At 66.0% G+C, this 14,585-nt stretch carries 16 protein-coding genes and 1 pseudogene; 11 read left to right on the forward strand and 6 right to left on the reverse strand.

Annotated features, from left to right (window positions below):
• A pseudogene (locus QZ189_RS08140) lies at positions 1–624 on the reverse strand (ATP-grasp domain-containing protein); the annotation flags it as partial.
• Between the two features lie 79 nt (positions 625–703).
• On the opposite strand from QZ189_RS08140, the gene QZ189_RS08145 reads away from it, so the two are divergent.
• From QZ189_RS08145 to QZ189_RS08185, 9 genes are all read left to right on the forward strand, one after another.
• Positions 704–1,750, forward strand: a complete 1,047-nt coding sequence (locus QZ189_RS08145) for a hypothetical protein (protein WP_296415749.1) — start codon at positions 704–706, stop codon at positions 1,748–1,750.
• Positions 1,747–2,496, forward strand: a complete 750-nt coding sequence (purC, locus tag QZ189_RS08150; RefSeq protein ID WP_010315429.1) for a phosphoribosylaminoimidazolesuccinocarboxamide synthase — start codon at positions 1,747–1,749, stop codon at positions 2,494–2,496. The genes QZ189_RS08145 and purC overlap by 4 nt, the downstream gene beginning before the upstream one ends.
• A gap of 50 nt (positions 2,497–2,546) precedes the next feature.
• Entirely contained in the window at positions 2,547–4,808 is a 2,262-nt protein-coding gene (locus QZ189_RS08155) for a BamA/TamA family outer membrane protein (protein ID WP_296421504.1), read from the forward strand.
• A 10-nt stretch (positions 4,809–4,818) separates the two neighbouring features.
• Positions 4,819–5,661 (forward strand): UDP-3-O-acyl-N-acetylglucosamine deacetylase, encoded by an 843-nt coding sequence (gene lpxC / locus QZ189_RS08160; RefSeq protein ID WP_296415750.1) that lies wholly within the window; start codon positions 4,819–4,821, stop codon positions 5,659–5,661.
• Entirely contained in the window at positions 5,658–6,125 is a 468-nt protein-coding gene (fabZ, locus tag QZ189_RS08165; RefSeq protein WP_247479879.1) for a 3-hydroxyacyl-ACP dehydratase FabZ, read from the forward strand. Before lpxC ends, fabZ begins: the two co-directional genes overlap by 4 nt.
• Before the next feature lie 9 nt (positions 6,126–6,134).
• The gene (gene lpxA / locus QZ189_RS08170; protein WP_029626156.1) at positions 6,135–6,968 is read left to right on the forward strand and encodes an acyl-ACP--UDP-N-acetylglucosamine O-acyltransferase; all 834 of its coding nucleotides are present in this window, start codon (positions 6,135–6,137) and stop codon (positions 6,966–6,968) included.
• Positions 6,965–8,155: a lipid-A-disaccharide synthase gene (gene lpxB / locus QZ189_RS08175; protein ID WP_296415751.1), complete on the forward strand. Its 1,191-nt coding sequence runs from the start codon at positions 6,965–6,967 to the stop codon at positions 8,153–8,155. Before lpxA ends, lpxB begins: the two co-directional genes overlap by 4 nt.
• Entirely contained in the window at positions 8,152–8,787 is a 636-nt protein-coding gene (msrA, locus tag QZ189_RS08180) for a peptide-methionine (S)-S-oxide reductase MsrA (protein ID WP_296421505.1), read from the forward strand. The genes lpxB and msrA overlap by 4 nt, the downstream gene beginning before the upstream one ends.
• 132 nt (positions 8,788–8,919) lie before the next feature.
• Positions 8,920–9,114, forward strand: coding sequence for a hypothetical protein (locus QZ189_RS08185; RefSeq protein WP_010315443.1), 195 nt, complete (start codon positions 8,920–8,922; stop codon positions 9,112–9,114).
• On the opposite strand, the gene QZ189_RS08190 is transcribed toward QZ189_RS08185, so the two are convergent.
• From QZ189_RS08190 to QZ189_RS08210, 5 genes are read right to left on the reverse strand one after another with little or no spacing between them, the layout of a single operon-like run.
• Positions 9,111–9,353, reverse strand: a complete 243-nt coding sequence (locus QZ189_RS08190; RefSeq protein WP_029626157.1) for a hypothetical protein — start codon at positions 9,351–9,353, stop codon at positions 9,111–9,113. The genes QZ189_RS08185 and QZ189_RS08190 overlap by 4 nt on opposite strands.
• 19 nt (positions 9,354–9,372) lie before the next feature.
• Positions 9,373–10,869 carry a leucyl aminopeptidase gene (locus tag QZ189_RS08195; RefSeq protein WP_296415792.1) on the reverse strand — a complete coding sequence of 499 codons (1,497 nt, stop codon included), beginning with the start codon at positions 10,867–10,869 and terminating at the stop codon, positions 9,373–9,375.
• Positions 10,870–10,906: 37 nt separating this feature from the next.
• Positions 10,907–11,509 carry a GIY-YIG nuclease family protein gene (locus tag QZ189_RS08200; RefSeq protein WP_247477190.1) on the reverse strand — a complete coding sequence of 201 codons (603 nt, stop codon included), beginning with the start codon at positions 11,507–11,509 and terminating at the stop codon, positions 10,907–10,909.
• A gap of 4 nt (positions 11,510–11,513) precedes the next feature.
• Positions 11,514–12,182, reverse strand: a complete 669-nt coding sequence (locus QZ189_RS08205; RefSeq protein ID WP_296415754.1) for a type II secretion system protein GspK — start codon at positions 12,180–12,182, stop codon at positions 11,514–11,516.
• 32 nt (positions 12,183–12,214) lie between these two features.
• Positions 12,215–12,925: a response regulator transcription factor gene (locus QZ189_RS08210; protein WP_296415755.1), complete on the reverse strand. Its 711-nt coding sequence runs from the start codon at positions 12,923–12,925 to the stop codon at positions 12,215–12,217.
• Between the two features lie 125 nt (positions 12,926–13,050).
• Here QZ189_RS08210 and QZ189_RS08215 point away from each other — a divergent pair, with 125 nt between their 5' ends.
• Both QZ189_RS08215 and tyrS read left to right on the forward strand, forming a co-directional pair.
• Complete coding sequence (locus QZ189_RS08215) at positions 13,051–13,374, forward strand: DUF1825 family protein (protein WP_010315455.1); 324 nt, start codon at positions 13,051–13,053, stop codon at positions 13,372–13,374.
• A 42-nt stretch (positions 13,375–13,416) separates the two neighbouring features.
• Positions 13,417–14,585 (forward strand): tyrosine--tRNA ligase (gene tyrS / locus QZ189_RS08220; RefSeq protein ID WP_296421506.1); only part of this gene is annotated, 1,169 nt, incomplete at its 3' end.

Here is a 14,585-nt window from a genome sequence, read left to right on the forward strand (position 1 = left end):
GCCGTCACTGAGGGCAAAGACCGAGACCTCGGGGCCGTGGGTGCGCTCCTCCAGCACCAGGGAGGCTTCGCCTCCAAACCGTCCAGCAAAGATCTCTTCAATGGCGGCGCGGGCTTCGTCCACGCTCTCGGCCACGGTCACCCCCTTGCCGGCGGCCAGTCCGTCAGCCTTCACCACCAGGGGCTTGCCCTGGGCGTCGAGGGCACGGAGGGCTTCCTCTCGGCTGTTGGCTTTCCAGTAGCCCGCCGTGGGGATGCCGGCCTCCACCATCAGCGCCTTGGCCCACTGTTTACTGGCCTCCAGCTGGGCGCCGTCCGCTCCAGGGCCGAAGACGGCAAAGCCAGCCTGGCGCAGGCGATCGCCGAGGCCCGCGGCCAGGGGGGCTTCGGGACCCACCACGACCAGGTCAATCCTTTCGTCTTGGCAGGTCTTCAGCAGGGCGTCCTGATCGCCCTCGCTGATGGCCAGCTGGATGCAGCCCTCGAGTTCAGCGGTGCCGCCGTTGCCTGGGGCCACCCAGACCTGCTTGACGCCAGCGCTGCGGGCCAGGGCCCAGGCCAGGGCGTTCTCCCGTCCGCCTCCTCCGACGACCAGCACGTGTTGCGGGGCAGCGGGCGCGGTCATGGAGGGCAGGAGGCGGGTGGTTCGTTCGGTGATCACAGCGGTGAGCTCCCCTAGGTTGTCCCCCAGAAGACCGCTGCCGGTGCCTTTCCTTCTTTACTCGCCGGTGGGGGCGCGCCGGCGGCAGCCGTGGGCTTGGGGCTTGGCGCTGCTTCCCTTGGTGCTGGCTGCGGCCCTGCCCGCCGAGGCCAAGTTGCCCTTCATTGGCGATCTGTTTCGCGGTCAGCCGAAGCCCAAGGTCCAGGGACCCTCGGCCCCAGAACTCGAAGGGAGCACCCCGGAAGCGGAGTTTCAGGAGCTACTGAAAACCGGGGACCTACGGGCCCTCAACCTGGCCTGCCAGGAGGCCGCCAGCTTTGACTTTGTGACCCGTTTGCAGCTGCTCCAGCAGCGGTTGTTGACCGTGGCCCCACCGCCCCAGCCCTTCCCGGTGGTGTTGGTGAATGCCAATGCTCTGCTCAGCTGCCGGGCCCCCGATGCGGCCCTGGAGGTGCTGAACCGTTTTGGTCCGGCTCCCGGTCTCGAGCGCGAGCAGTGGTTGGTGCAGCGCTGGCGCGCCGCCATGGCTGGTCTGCATCACGACTTGGCGGCGCGCCTGTTGGAGCAGTTGACCGCGGCTGATCCCGAGCGCCTGGAGACCCTGGCCCTTCCTGTCCGGGTGAATGAGGACGGCACCGTGCTGACGCGGCCTGCCCTGGATCTCTACGTCGAACACCTGATCGTTCTGGAGCGCCACCAGGAGGCGGCGGCGCTGCTCTTGGCCGGACGACGACCGGGGCAGGTGGCGGCGGAGCGCTTGAGCCAAGCGGTCGCTCTGCTTGCGCAACTGCCCTTGGCCGAACGCGATCAGCTGATGGAGCGCGCCCTGGATCAGGCGGCGGCGGCCCAGGCCTGGGGCCTGGCCATCGCCTTGCTGGAGCAGCAGCGCGTCTTGATCGAATCCGAGTCCGGCGCCGTGGCGGAGCGCTCCCGCGCCCGCCTGAGCCGTCTGAGCCAGCGCCTGGATGATGCCTACAGCGAGTGGGCGATCACCCGGCAAGATTCAGGACAAAGCGCCAGGGCCGACGCATTGCAGCAGCAGTTGCGTTCCCCCCGCGACCCCGGAGGCCACGCCGCACCGCAACCATGACCGCTTACACCCTCGGATCTCTCCTCTACGAAGGCAAGGCCAAGCGCGTCTTCCAGACCGATCAAACCGATTTGGTGGCGGTTGAGTACAAGGACGACGCCACCGCCTTCAACGCCCTCAAAAAGGCCCAGCTGGCGGGCAAGGGGTTGATGAACTGCCAGATCTCGGCGCGGCTGTTCGAGTTGCTCGAGCGGGAGGGGATCGCCACCCACTACCTCTCCCTGCAGGAACCCAACTGGATGTTGGTGAAGCCGGTTCAGATCGTTCCGGTGGAAGTGGTGGTGCGCAACATCGCCTTTGGCTCGCTGTGCAAACAGATGCCGATCGAGCCCGGCACCCCCTTGGATCCGCCGCTGCTGGATCTCTATTACAAGGACGACGCCTACGGCGATCCCCTGCTGACCGATGCGCGACTGGAGCGTCTGGGGGTGCTGACGGCACCCCAGCGCCAGGAATTGGAGCGTCTGGCCATGGCCGTCAACGCGGTGCTGCGTCGCTTTTTTGCCGAGATCGCCCTGGAGCTGGTGGACTTCAAGATCGAACTGGGTTTCACCACCGACGGCCAGCTGGTGGTGGCCGATGAAATCAGTCCCGATACCTGCCGTCTCTGGGACAGGAACGTCAGCGGCGATGCCCAGGAGCGGATCTTGGACAAAGATCGCTTCCGCCAGGATCTCGGCGGTGTGGTCGAGGCCTACGGGGAGGTTCTCAAACGGGTCCAAGCCGCCTGTCCAGAACCCCGCTGAGCCAAGTAGGTTCGGCGGCATTTGCGGTTCGCCGCTCCAGTCCCCGTTCCATGGCTGCAACCCGCAACGGCAAGAACCACGCATGGAGCCTGGGGCTGGCACTGACGTTGCCCCTGGTCGCTGGGGTTGGCCCGGTCTGGGCCCAGGACAAGAGTCCGGAACCAGAGGACCCTGCACCGGTAGACCAGCCTGCGTCTGAGACCCCCAGTTCCAGACCATCACTTGCCCCCAGCGCCAGTGATTCCTTGGCGCCAGCGGCTCCCGCTGAGCCCCAGGTGCTGATCAGTGAGGTGGTGGTCCAGGGGGCTGAGGGGCATCCGGAGCAGGAGCGGATGGAGATCGCGGTGTACGACGCGATGGCCACCCGCCCCGGCAGTCGTGTCACCCGCGCTCAATTGCAGACGGATCTGTCCGCGATCTACGCCAGCGGTTGGTTCTCCGACGTCCGCATTCAGCCCGTCGATAGCCCCCTGGGCGTCCGGCTCGTGGTCACGGTCGTGCCGAACCCGGTGCTCACCAAGGTGGACCTTGAGGGCGTTAGCGAGACCACCAAGCTTCCGGACAACCTCATCCCTGACATCTTTGCCGCGGACTACGGCAAGACCCTGAATCTCAACGCCCTGCAGGCCCGCATCGCTGAGCTGCAGAAGTGGTACGCCGATCAGGGCTATTCCCTCGCTCGGGTCACCGGTCCAACCCGCGTCAGCCCCGCGGGTGTGGTGCAGCTGCTGGTGCGTGAGGGCACCGTGGCGGGCGTCGAAGTGCAGTTCCTCAATAAGGAGGGAGATAGCACCAACGACAAGGGCCAGCCGATCCGCGGCAAAACCAAGACCTGGGTGGTCACCCGAGAGATTTCGATCAAGGCCGGCGACACCTTCAACCGCCGCCAACTGGAAGACGACATCAAGCGTCTCTATGGCACCGGTCTCTTCGGCGATGTGAAGGTGACCCTGCGCCCGGTCGCGGGTGAGCCCGGTGCCGTCACCATCGTCCTGGGTGTGGTGGAGCAGTCCACCGGCTCCCTCTCGGGCGGTATCGGCTACAGCCAGAGCCAGGGCATCTTTGGTCAGATCCAGCTTCAGGACAGCAACCTCTTCGGTCGCGCCTGGGATTTGGCCCTGAACGTCACCTATGGCCAGTTCGGTGGATTGGCGGACGTGTCCTTCACCGACCCCTGGATCAAAGGCGATAAGTACCGCACGGCCTTCCGCACCAAGGTCTTCCTGAGCCGGGAAGTCCCCCAGGTGTTCCAGAGCCAGCAGAACGGCAACTTCTACACCGTTTCTGACGTCTCCCAAGGCTTCTTCAACGCCCCGAGCACGGCCCTGGCCTACCAGAGCAACTCGACGGTCTTCACTGGTCCCTATGCCTCGCCGACGGCAGCCAAGGCTGCGAATCCCCAGCTCGGCGACAACAACAACTGGTTCCAGCTCGACGGCAATGCCGTGGCGATCCAGCGGATTGGTGGCACGGCCTCCTTGGCCCGCCCCCTGAACGGCGGTGACCCCTACAAGAAGGCCCCCTGGAATGTTGTCGTTGGCCTAAACGCCCAGCAGGTCAAGCCGATCAACTTTGCGGGGGAGGCGATGCCCTACGCCACGGCCTCCAACAACTTCAGCGGTAATGGCACCACCACGGTCAGCAACGTGATCTGTGTGGCCTACAACTGCGAAAACGGGGCGACGACCAACCAGTTGGTGGGCCTGCGCCTGGCGGCCTCGATGAACACGCTCAATGACCCGCGGAACCCCACCCAGGGCAACTTCCTGAGCGTTGGCACCGAGCAGTTCGTCTCCGTCGGTCAGGACTCCCCGACCTTCAACCGTCTTCGGGCCAGCGCCACCCACTACATCCCGGTGAACTGGCTGAAGTTCTACAAGGGCTGCCGTCCCAAGCCTGGGCAGAAGGAAGACTGCAAACAGGCCTTGGCTTTCCAGGCTTCGGTGGGTACCAACCTCGGCAACATGCCCGTCTACGAGGCCTTCTGCTTGGGTGGCTCCAACTCCGTTCGCGGTTACTACGACTGCGACCTGGGCGTGGGTAAGAGCTTCGGTGAGGCGACGGTGGAATACCGCTTCCCGATCTTCAGCATCATCAGTGGCGAGATCTTCGTGGACGCCGGCAGCACCTTTGGCAGCCAGGCCAATGTTCCAGGGAATCCCGGGACGCTGCTTGATAAGCCCGGTGATGGTGTCTCCCCGGGTGTCGGCGTGATCGTCACCACCCCGGTCGGCCCCCTGCGTTTGGAGGTGGCCAGCCAGGACTTCACCGACGAATGGCGCTTCAACCTCGGTGTGGGTTGGAAGTTCTGAGGCGGCTCCTGTGACCCTTTGGCCCAGCGATTACAGCCAGGCGTGGACCCTGGCTCAGCCCGTGGAGCGCTCCGGTGTGGGCCTCCACAGCGGTGTTCAAGCCAGGGTTCGTCTGGAGCCTGCGGAGCAGCCGGGTTTTTACGTGGGTTGGCTCAACGCTCCCGAGCGTCCCCACGTCCGCCTGCAGCCCTCCCAGGTCTGCGAAACCCAGCTCTGCACCGCCCTGCAGCTGGGTGAGCAGCGTCTCGCCACCGTGGAGCATCTGCTGGCTGCCCTGGCCGGTGTCGGGGTGACCTCGGCGCTGATCCTGGTGGATGGCGAGGAGATTCCCCTGCTGGATGGCTCGGCCCAGCCCTGGGTTGAGGCCTTGGCCGAGGCCGGCCTGCGCTGCCTCGGTCCCCGTCCTGAGGCTGTGCCTCTGGCCGCACCGATCACCCTGCAGCAGGGCCAAAGTTTTGCCACGGCGCTCCCGAGTGATCGCCTGCGCTTGGGGGCAGCCATCGAGTTCCCCCATCCCGCCATTGGCCGTCAGCTGTTCAACCTCGAACTCACCCCCCAGGCCTTCGTCGATGAGATCGCCCCGGCCCGCACCTTCGGCTTCAAAGACCAGGTGGATCAGCTGCGGGCTGCGGGCTTGATTCAGGGCGGTGCATTGGATAACGCCCTGGTGTGCGATGGGGAGGGTTGGCTGAATCCCCCGCTGCGCTTTGCCGACGAGCCCGTGCGCCATAAGCTGCTTGACCTATTGGGCGATCTCGCCTTAGCGGGACTGCCTTTGGCCCAAGTGTTTGCCTTCCGTGGCTCCCACGGACTGCACACCGCCTTGGCCGCCGCTCTGGTTTCTTCTCGCTGAGTTCCTTGTCTTCATCCGCCACCCCTTCCGCCCCAGTTCTGACCAGCGAGCAGATCCAGGGGCTGCTGCCCCACCGCTATCCCTTCGCCCTGGTGGACCGGGTGATCGAGCATGAGCCGGGCAAGCGGGCGGTGGCGATCAAGAACGTCACCTTCAACGAGCCCCAGTTCCAGGGCCATTTCCCCGGTCGCCCGCTGATGCCAGGCGTGTTGATCGTCGAGGCCATGGCCCAGGTGGGGGGCTTGATCGTCACCCAGATGCCGGATCTCCCGAAGGGGTTGTTTGTCTTCGCAGGGATCGATGGCGTGCGCTTCCGCCGTCCGGTGGTGCCGGGTGATCAGTTGGTGATGACTTGCGAACTGCTGTCGCTCAAGCGACAACGGTTCGGGAAGGTCAAGGCGGAGGCCACGGTGGACGGACAGCTGGTCTGCTCCGGCGAATTGATGTTCTCCCTGGTCGACTGAATTCCCCCCATGACTCAGGCCGTTATGAACGGGGACAGCACCCGAATCCATCCCACCGCCGTGGTGGATCCCAAGGCCCAGATCGATGCGGGCGTTGAGATCGGCCCCTATGCCGTGGTCGGTCCCGAGGTGTCGATCGGCTCAGGAACGCGCATTGGCCCCCATGTGGTGCTCGACGGCCGCGTCAGCATCGGCAAGGGCAACCGCATCTTCCCGGGGGCCTCGATTGGCGCCGAGCCCCAGGACCTCAAATACAACGGTGCACCCACCGAGGTCGTGATTGGCGATGACAACGCCATCCGCGAATGCGTGACCATCAACCGTGCCACCCATGAGGGAGAGCAGACCCGCATCGGTGATGGCAATTTGCTGATGGCCTACAGCCACCTGGGTCACAACTGCGACCTGGGGAATCGCATCGTGATCGCCAACGGCGTCGCCGTGGCCGGCCATGTGGTGATCGGTGACCGCGCCGTGATTGGAGGCGTGCTGGGCATCCATCAGTTCGTCCACATCGGCACGATGGCGATGGTGGGTGGAATGAGCCGGATCGACCGTGATGTTCCGCCCTTCGCGATCGTTGAGGGCCACCCCGGTCGCCTGCGGGGCTTGAACCGGATTGGTTTGAAGCGCAGTGGTCTGAGCGAGCTGGATGGCGGCGCGCAAACCAAGCAGCTGCAGCAGGTCTGGGCCCAGCTCTACCGCGGTGATGTGGTGCTGGCTGAGGCGATCAAGGGCGTGCGTGAGCAGAGCCTGTTTCCCCCCGCCGAAACCCTGGTGAGCTTCCTGGAGGCCTCGATTGGCCCCGGTCGCCGAGGTCCCCTGCCCGCCGGGCGTTCATGAGGCGACTGCTGATTAGCACCGGCGAAGTATCCGGTGATCTGCAGGGCGGCCTGTTGGTCAAGGCCCTGCGGGAGGAGGCCCAGGCCCGTGGTCTTGAGCTGGAGCTCTTCGCCCTCGGCGGTGAGCGCATGGCCCAGGCCGGTGCAACGCTCCTTGCGAACACGATGGCGATGGGCGCCATTGGCCTCTGGGAGGCTCTCCCCTTGGTCTGGCCGACTCTGCAGGTGCAGCGCCGGGTCAATGCCTGGTTGCGTCAGTCCCCCCCCGACGGCTTGGTGCTGATCGATTACATGGGGGCCAATGTCAACTTGGGCCTCAAGGTCAAGCGGCTGCTGCCGAAGATCCCGATCCTCTATTACATCGCTCCCCAGGAGTGGGCCTTTCGCGTTGGCGAGGGGGGGACGACCCGGCTGATCGGCTTCACCGATCGGATCCTGGCGATCTTTCCAGAGGAGGCCCGCTTCTACGGCTCCCGCGGGGCCGATGTCACTTGGGTGGGGCACCCCCTGATCGACACCTTGACCCAGCTGCCCAGTCGTGAGGCGGCCCGCACTCAGTTGGGCTTGAAGCCGGATCAACGCCTGTTGCTGCTGCTCCCTGCCTCGCGCCAGCAGGAGTTGCGCTATCTGCTGCCGGACTTAGCCCAGGCGGCCGCCGAGTTGCAGCGGCGCTGCCCGGGGCTGCAGGTGGTGGTGCCGGCGGGTCAGGCCAGTTTTGAGCCGGTCCTGAAGGAGGTCTTGACCCAGGCTGGAGTGCAGGCCCGCGTGATTCCGGCGGCGGAAGCCGATGCCCTGCGTCCGGTCCTCTGTGCGGCAGCGGATCTCGCCATCAATAAATCCGGCACCGTCAACTTGGAGTTGGCCCTGCGGGGGGTGCCCCAGGTGGTGGCCTACCGGGTCAGCCGACCAACGGCTTGGGTGGCCAAGCAGATCCTGCGCTTCAAGGTCGATCACATCTCACCGGTCAATCTGGTGGTGGGTGAGCGCCTGGTCCCGGAGCTCCTGCAGGACGAGCTCACCCCCGAGTCTGTGGTGGAAGCAGCTCTGCCGCTGCTGGAGGATCCGTCCGCCCGGGAGCGGGTTGCGCAGGGCTATCGCCGCTTGCGTGAGCTCCTTGGGGAACCGGGCGTCACCCGCCGGGCGGCCGCGGCGATCCTGGATGCCCTGCCAGGGGGGAGTGCGGCATGATCCGGCGCCTCTTGTCCGCCTGCTTGGCCATCGGCCTGCTGCTGCTAGGCCCCTGTGCCTCCGCGCTGGCCGCCACGGAAGAGGCGGTCCTCGCTGGTGGCTGTTTCTGGTGCCTGGAGCACGACCTGGAGGACCTGCCGGGGGTGATCGATGCCGAGAGCGGCTACAGCGGTGGCCATCTGGACAACCCGAGCTACGGGCAGGTCAGCTCTGGCGGCACCGGGCACCAAGAGGTGGTGCGCGTCCGCTTTGATCCCCAGACCATCAGCTACCCCACCCTGCTGCGGTCCTACTGGCGCAATATCGACCCCCTCGATGGTGGCGGGCAGTTCTGTGACCGCGGCGGGTCCTACAAACCGGTGATCTTCACCGAGGGCGAGCAGCAGCTCAGTCAAGCCAAGGCCAGCCTTCAGGCTGCAGCCAAGGAGCTGGGTAAGCCCGCCTCAGCGATCAAGGTGCAGATCAAGCCCCTCAAGCGGTTCTGGCCCGCCGAGGGTTATCACCAGAATTACGCAGTCAACAACGCGATCAAATACAACTACTACCGCTGGGCCTGCGGCCGGGATCGCCGCTTGGATCAGGTCTGGGGATCAAAGGCCCGCAGCGATGCTCCCTGGGTGACTGGACGCTGACCGGAAAGCTGAGGAAAAGCTAAAGAGCCGATTGCGCAAAATTCGGTTTTTTCGAGTGCTGATCCGGTTTTTACGCCTTTTTCCTCCCGGCCGCCCGAATTACCCTTACCTTGTCTCGACTGCAGGTTTTGTATGTATCTGCTGACGATTCGCGATGGTCTCGTGACACGTCATATCGGCCCCTACGCCACTCCGAAGCAGGCTTCGGACGATCTCGATCGCCTGTTGAAGCTCTTTGGTGATCGGGCTCGCTGGCAAATCCACGCCCTGGAAGAGCCGGCTTCCCTTCTTGGGGCGTCCAGCGCTTCAGCCGCCGCCGCTGCCTAGCGGCGCGGTTGGTTCTGTCCTGGGTAGCCCCGCAGCAGTCCGCTTTCCACCATCAGTCCGACGGCGGCCACGATGGCCACCAGGCTGAGGGTTCCGTACCAGAACCAGGGGCCGTGGGGCTGTCCCAGGGCTTGGAGTGTCCGCCGCTGGACGGCCTCGCCAAAGAGACAGAGTCCCGCCGGCAAGAGCAGGACGCCCAGCTGGGCTTTGACGTACCACCGAAGTTTGGGCACCGCCACGCTGCAGGTCTGCCTGAGCCTAGGCGGCTCCCCCGGCCAGGACCCAATTCACCAGGGTGCGAACGCCAAATCCAGTGGCACCGGCGGGATCCAAGCCCCGTCCCTTGTCGCTCCAAACCGTGCCGGCGATATCCATGTGGGCCCAGGGGATGTCCTTGTTGACGAAGTCCTGCAGGAAGAGGGCCGCCGTGATCGAGCCACCGGGGCGCGGGCCGGTGTTCTTCATGTCGGCCAGGCCGCTCTTGAGGCCAGCGCGGTAGGAGGCCCGCAGGGGCATGCGCCAGAGGTTCTCGCCGCCGTCTTCGCCGGCCTGCACCAGGGCCTGGGCCAGGGTGTCGCTGGGGGACCAGAGGCCGGCGATCTCGTCGCCCAAGGCGATCACGCAGGCGCCCGTCAGGGTGGCCAGGTCCACCACCGCGTCAGGCTCCAGCTTGCAGGCGTAGACCAGGGCGTCGGCCAGGGTCAGGCGACCTTCGGCATCGGTGTTGTTGATCTCGATCGTTTTGCCGTTGGAGGCGGTGACGATCGCTCCGGGGTGGATCGCTCCGCCGCTGATCATGTTTTCGCAGGCGGCCACCAGCATGTGGACCTCGATGCCGGCCGGTTTGAGTTCCGCGATGGCTCGCATGGCGCCCAGCACCGCAGCGCTGCCCCCCATGTCGAACTTCATCATGTCGATCTGGGAGCCGGCGGTTTTGAGGTTGTAACCGCCGGAATCGAAGGTCAGGCCCTTGCCGACGAGCACCAATCGCCGCTTGATCTCCCCATCGGGGACATAGGTCAGGTGGATGAACTTCGGCGGCAGGTCCGAGCCCTGGGCCACGGCCAAGTAGGAGCCCATGCCCAGGGCTTCACAGTCGCTGCGCTCCAGCACCTTGAGCTGCAGGCCGAAGTCGCGGGCCATGTCCGTGGCGGTCTGCGCGAGGGCGGCTGGGGTGACCACATTCGGAGGTGCTGCCACCAGTTCGCGGGCCAGCTCGACGCCGCTGCAGAGCGCTTGGCTGCTCGAGGCGGCGCCTTGGCAGGCGCTCAGCTCAGCTGCGGGTAGGCCCAGCAGCTCCACCTGGGCGGGTTGCTTAGCGGGTTCGGCTTCGCCTTTGAAGCGCTGGTCCTTAAAGAGGCTCAGCCGCACGGCCTCAGCCATGGCTGAGGCGGCAGCGATCGGGGCCAGGCCCTCGAGCGGCAGGGCGAGCCCCAGGCTGCTGGCGCCACTGCCATTTGCTGCTTTGGCGCCCATGGCCGCGGCGTGGCGCAGCTGCTCGAGGTTGAAGTCCGCGGCGGCCCCAAGGCCCACCAGCACCAGGGTGCTGGGCTGTTGATCCAGCAGCTCCACCACCAGGCTCTCGCCCGGCTTGGCTTTGAAACGGCGCCGCTCCATGCGCGCCAGCAGGGCTTCGCCAAAGCGGCTCTTCAGCAGTTCACGGCTGCCCTCTCCGGGGGCATCGCTGAAGAGACCCACCACCAGGGCCTCCCCCGTCCAATCGCGGGCGGTGGCACTGCTGCAGCGGATCTCCATGGCCATCTCGAGCTCAATGGGCGCGATGGTAGGGCGATCAGCCCGGCTCGGCCGTGAAGGGGGTGGCCCAGCGGCCGCGGGTTTCCTTGTTAAACGGAGGCAGCCAGTGGCGAATCAAGGCTTGCTCCAGGGCTTGCCGTGCCCGCCGTTCGCTGGGGGCGTCGTGCCAGAAGCGGATGCTCAGCTGGCTCTGGAGGTTGGCCTGCTGCAGCGCCTCGCCATAGGCCGCTAGGTAGCCCTTGCAGTCGTGTTCGCCTTTCCAGCGCCGATCGGCCTGTTTGGTCTCCCCCACATAAAGGAGGAGTGCCCCCTCCAGGTGGGGCGGCCGGTCCACGACGAAATACAGGGCCGCACCATCGGGTTGGCGTTCGGGCCATCGCCAGAACTGCAGATGTTGTGGGGCCAGCTGCAGCGGATCGAGGCGTTGCACAGCCGCCGCACCGAGGCTGCCGCCTCCGAACAGATCCATCTGACCTGGGGGCAGCTGGCTGCCGCTGGCCACCGCCTCAAAGCGTGGGCTCTGGTAGTCCAGTAGACGCTGCTGCCAGGCGATCAGCTGATGCTCCTGCAGGGGTAGGGCCTCGCCGCTGATCCCGCCACCGACGGGTGTCGCGCCAAACAGTTCGCCTTGCCGTCCCATTCGCCTAGGCCGAGCGCGGCAGTTCTGGACCGGCGGAACCTTGGCCAAAGCGCACCTTTCCGATCAGCTCCTCCACCACCGACGCGGGCAGTTGCAGTCGCTCCTGTAGCTCCGCAAGGTCCTGGAAGGGGGCCCGTTGCCGCTCGCGCAGCAGCCGTTGGCGCCGCTCCGGGCTCAGTTGGGGCAGTTGGCGCTCGAGCGCCTGGGCCGGGGCGCGGTTGAGGTCGATCAGCAAGGGCGTCACGGCCGTTGGGGCGCCATCGCCGTACCAGCGGAATTGCAGCAGGGGTTCCCAGCTGGCCACCAGTGCAGCGGGGAGGTCCAACAGGCGCTGGAGGTCGTCTGGACCGCTGAGTTGCACCCCACCCTGCTGGAGCCGCAGGAGCAGGTCGACTTGATCGCGCGTGATCTGCGGCAGCCGCAACCAGTCGTTGGCGCTGGCGCGATTGACATCGAGGCGCCAACCCAGGGCCGCCGCGTGCTGGACCTCCTGGGCGTTGGCCAGCCGCAGGTTGGGGTTGTGCTCGAGCTTGAGGGCGAGGAGGTCTTGCTCGACGCACTCCTCCAAGGGCTGGGGTTCCGGCGCGGCAGGTTGTTGTGCACGCCGCGGCAATTCTCCCGCCGCCTCCAGCAGTCTCCGGGCCAGAGGATCCAACCAGTGGCCTCGGCCCATGGCGGTGTCGGGTGCGGCGGAACCGCCCGACCTTAACGAGGGTCTGGCCACTCGACCAAGCCCAGGCGAATGCCTTGGACCGCGGCCTGAATGCGGCTGTTGGCATTCAGCTTGTGGAAGATGTGCCGGACGTGGTCTTTCACCGTCTCAACCGACAGGTGCAGGCGTTGACCGATGCCCTGGTTCTCGGTCCCGCCGGCCATCAGTTGAAGGATGTCCACCTCCCTGGGGGTCAGCTGCGCCAAGGGGGTGCCCTGGCCCTCGGCAAAGGCTTCGAAGTAGCTCTTGCTCAGGTTCCGGTCGAGGTAGAGCCCGCCGCTCTGCATGGCGCGAATCGCGGCCAGAAAGCTGCCGAAACCCAGGTTGCTCTCCAGGCAGAGCCCATCGCAGTTGGCCTGCAGTGCTTGGTGAATGGCCATCAAGCGCCGGGGCTGGGTGACCACCATCAAGGTGGCGGGCGGCTGGGGCAGGGCTTTGGCTTGGGCCACCAGGCTGCCGCCGTTGCCCTGCTCGAGCCGGTCAGTGCAGATCAGTACATCCGCCTGCCCCTGCTCCAACCTCTGCAATCCCTCGTCTTGGGTGGTCACCGCCCCGACGATCTCGGGCCCCGGCTGCAGGGCGGCAATGAAGAGGGTCAGGGCGAGCCGTGAGCCGCTGCAGACCACCACGCGGGATTGACTGAGCAGCGCGTTGCCTGCGGCCACGTTGCCCCGCACGGCCGCCAGGGAGGGGGTGTAGTCCATCGCGACGCAGGCTGCACTGTTCACTGTGCGCACGGGCCGCGAACTTGGCAGCCCGTTACGCCTATCCGCACTCGTCAGGGCCGCTCAGGCTCGACACAATCGTTGGGCCCGCCCGGCTCAGCCTGATGGCCTTCTTTGAATCCGAGATCGTTCAAGAAGAAGCCAAGCGCCTGTTTGGCGATTACCAGCAACTGATGCAGCTGGGCGGCGAGTACGGCAAGTTCGATCGGGAAGGCAAAAAGCTCTTCATCGAGCGGATGGAGGAGCTGATGGACCGCTACCGCGTGTTCATGAAGCGCTTTGAGCTCTCCGATGACTTCCAGGCCAAGCTCACGGTTGAGCAGCTACGCACCCAGCTCAGCCAGTTCGGGATGACCCCCGATCAGATGTTTGAGCAGATGCAGCGCACCCTGGATCGAATGAAGGGGGAGCTGGACGCCGAAAGCTGATCCCCGTCTGCGTACGATCCGACCCCAGACAGCAGGGCGGACATGGCCAAGGGCGAGTGGGGACTGCCGCAGTGGTTGGAGCGCGGTGTCGCTGACCTGTTCCCCACCGGTACGGAAGCCAGTGATGCCGACCAACAGCTGGCCGCCCGCCTCGCTGAGGCCGAGAAGGCCGGCCGGCCCCTGCGGATCAAGCTCGGCATCGATCCGACCGGCAGTGACATTCACCTGGGCCACTCGATCCTGTTCCGCAAATTGCGGGCCTTCCAGGATGCGGGCCACACGGCTGTGCTGATCATCGGTGACTTCACCGCCCGCATCGGTGACCCCACGGGCAAAAGTGCCACCCGCGTTCAGCTCACGGCTGAGCAGGTCGAGTCCAACGCCCGCACCTATCTCCAGCAGCTCGGCCAGGGCCAGGACCCCGCGCGTGCCCTGCTGGATTTCGAGACCCCGGGCCGCCTGGAGGTGCGCCGCAACAGCGAATGGCTGGCCTCCCTCGATCTACCCAAGGTGATCGAGCTGCTGGGGATCTCCACCGTGGGCCAGATGCTGGCCAAGGAGGACTTCGCCAACCGCTACGGCTCCGGTACTCCGATCTCCCTGCACGAATTTCTCTATCCGCTGCTGCAGGGCTATGACTCGGTGGCCGTGCAGGCCGACCTGGAACTGGGGGGGACGGACCAGAAGTTCAACGTGGCCATGGGCCGCGACCTGCAGCGCCACTTCGGCCAGCGCACGCAGTTCGGGATGCTCCTGCCGATCCTGGCGGGCCTCGACGGCGTTCAGAAGATGAGCAAGAGCCTGGGGAACACGGTCGGTCTGGCCGAAGACCCGCTCTCGATGTACTCCAAGCTCGAGAAGGTGCCCGATGCGGCGGTCGAGGAGTACCTCACCCTGCTGACCAATCTCGATCTGGCGGCCCTGCCGGATAACCCTCGGGAGCGCCAAAAGGCGATGGCCCTGGAGGTGACGCGCCAGCGCCACGGCCAGGCGGCGGCTGATCAGGCCCAGGCCGATGCCGGCAAGCTCGTGGGCGGTGCCAAGGGCAGCGGGGCGGCGGACGCCGAGGTTCCCGAGGCATCCCTGGCAGAGGTGAACTTCCCGGCGAAGGCCTTCTATTTGCTCAGCGCCGTCGGCATCTGCGCCAGCAGCAGCGAGGCACGCCGCCAAATCCAAGGCGGTGGGGTCAAGCTCGATGGCGAGAAGCTGGC

The sequence above is a fragment of the Vulcanococcus sp. CPBay_Sum15L08_68 genome (assembly GCF_017855895.1).
GTDB lineage: Bacteria > Cyanobacteriota > Cyanobacteriia > PCC-6307 > Cyanobiaceae > Vulcanococcus.

What these genes read in the sequence shown, in the direction of transcription:
- lpxA (WP_029626156.1), top strand. Translation starts at nt 6,135, where the DNA reads ATGACTCAGGCCGTTATGAACGGGGACAGCACCCGAATCCATCCCACC.
- lpxB (WP_296415751.1), top strand. Translation starts at nt 6,965, where the DNA reads ATGAGGCGACTGCTGATTAGCACCGGCGAAGTATCCGGTGATCTGCAG.
- QZ189_RS08215 (WP_010315455.1), top strand. Translation starts at nt 13,051, where the DNA reads ATGGCCTTCTTTGAATCCGAGATCGTTCAAGAAGAAGCCAAGCGCCTG.
- purC (WP_010315429.1), top strand. Translation starts at nt 1,747, where the DNA reads ATGACCGCTTACACCCTCGGATCTCTCCTCTACGAAGGCAAGGCCAAG.
- msrA (WP_296421505.1), top strand. Translation starts at nt 8,152, where the DNA reads ATGATCCGGCGCCTCTTGTCCGCCTGCTTGGCCATCGGCCTGCTGCTG.
- QZ189_RS08195 (WP_296415792.1), bottom strand. Translation starts at nt 10,869, where the DNA reads ATGGAGATCCGCTGCAGCAGTGCCACCGCCCGCGATTGGACGGGGGAG.
- QZ189_RS08200 (WP_247477190.1), bottom strand. Translation starts at nt 11,509, where the DNA reads ATGGGACGGCAAGGCGAACTGTTTGGCGCGACACCCGTCGGTGGCGGG.
- QZ189_RS08205 (WP_296415754.1), bottom strand. Translation starts at nt 12,182, where the DNA reads ATGGGCCGAGGCCACTGGTTGGATCCTCTGGCCCGGAGACTGCTGGAG.
- QZ189_RS08210 (WP_296415755.1), bottom strand. Translation starts at nt 12,925, where the DNA reads ATGGACTACACCCCCTCCCTGGCGGCCGTGCGGGGCAACGTGGCCGCA.
- QZ189_RS08185 (WP_010315443.1), top strand. Translation starts at nt 8,920, where the DNA reads ATGTATCTGCTGACGATTCGCGATGGTCTCGTGACACGTCATATCGGC.
- QZ189_RS08155 (WP_296421504.1), top strand. Translation starts at nt 2,547, where the DNA reads ATGGCTGCAACCCGCAACGGCAAGAACCACGCATGGAGCCTGGGGCTG.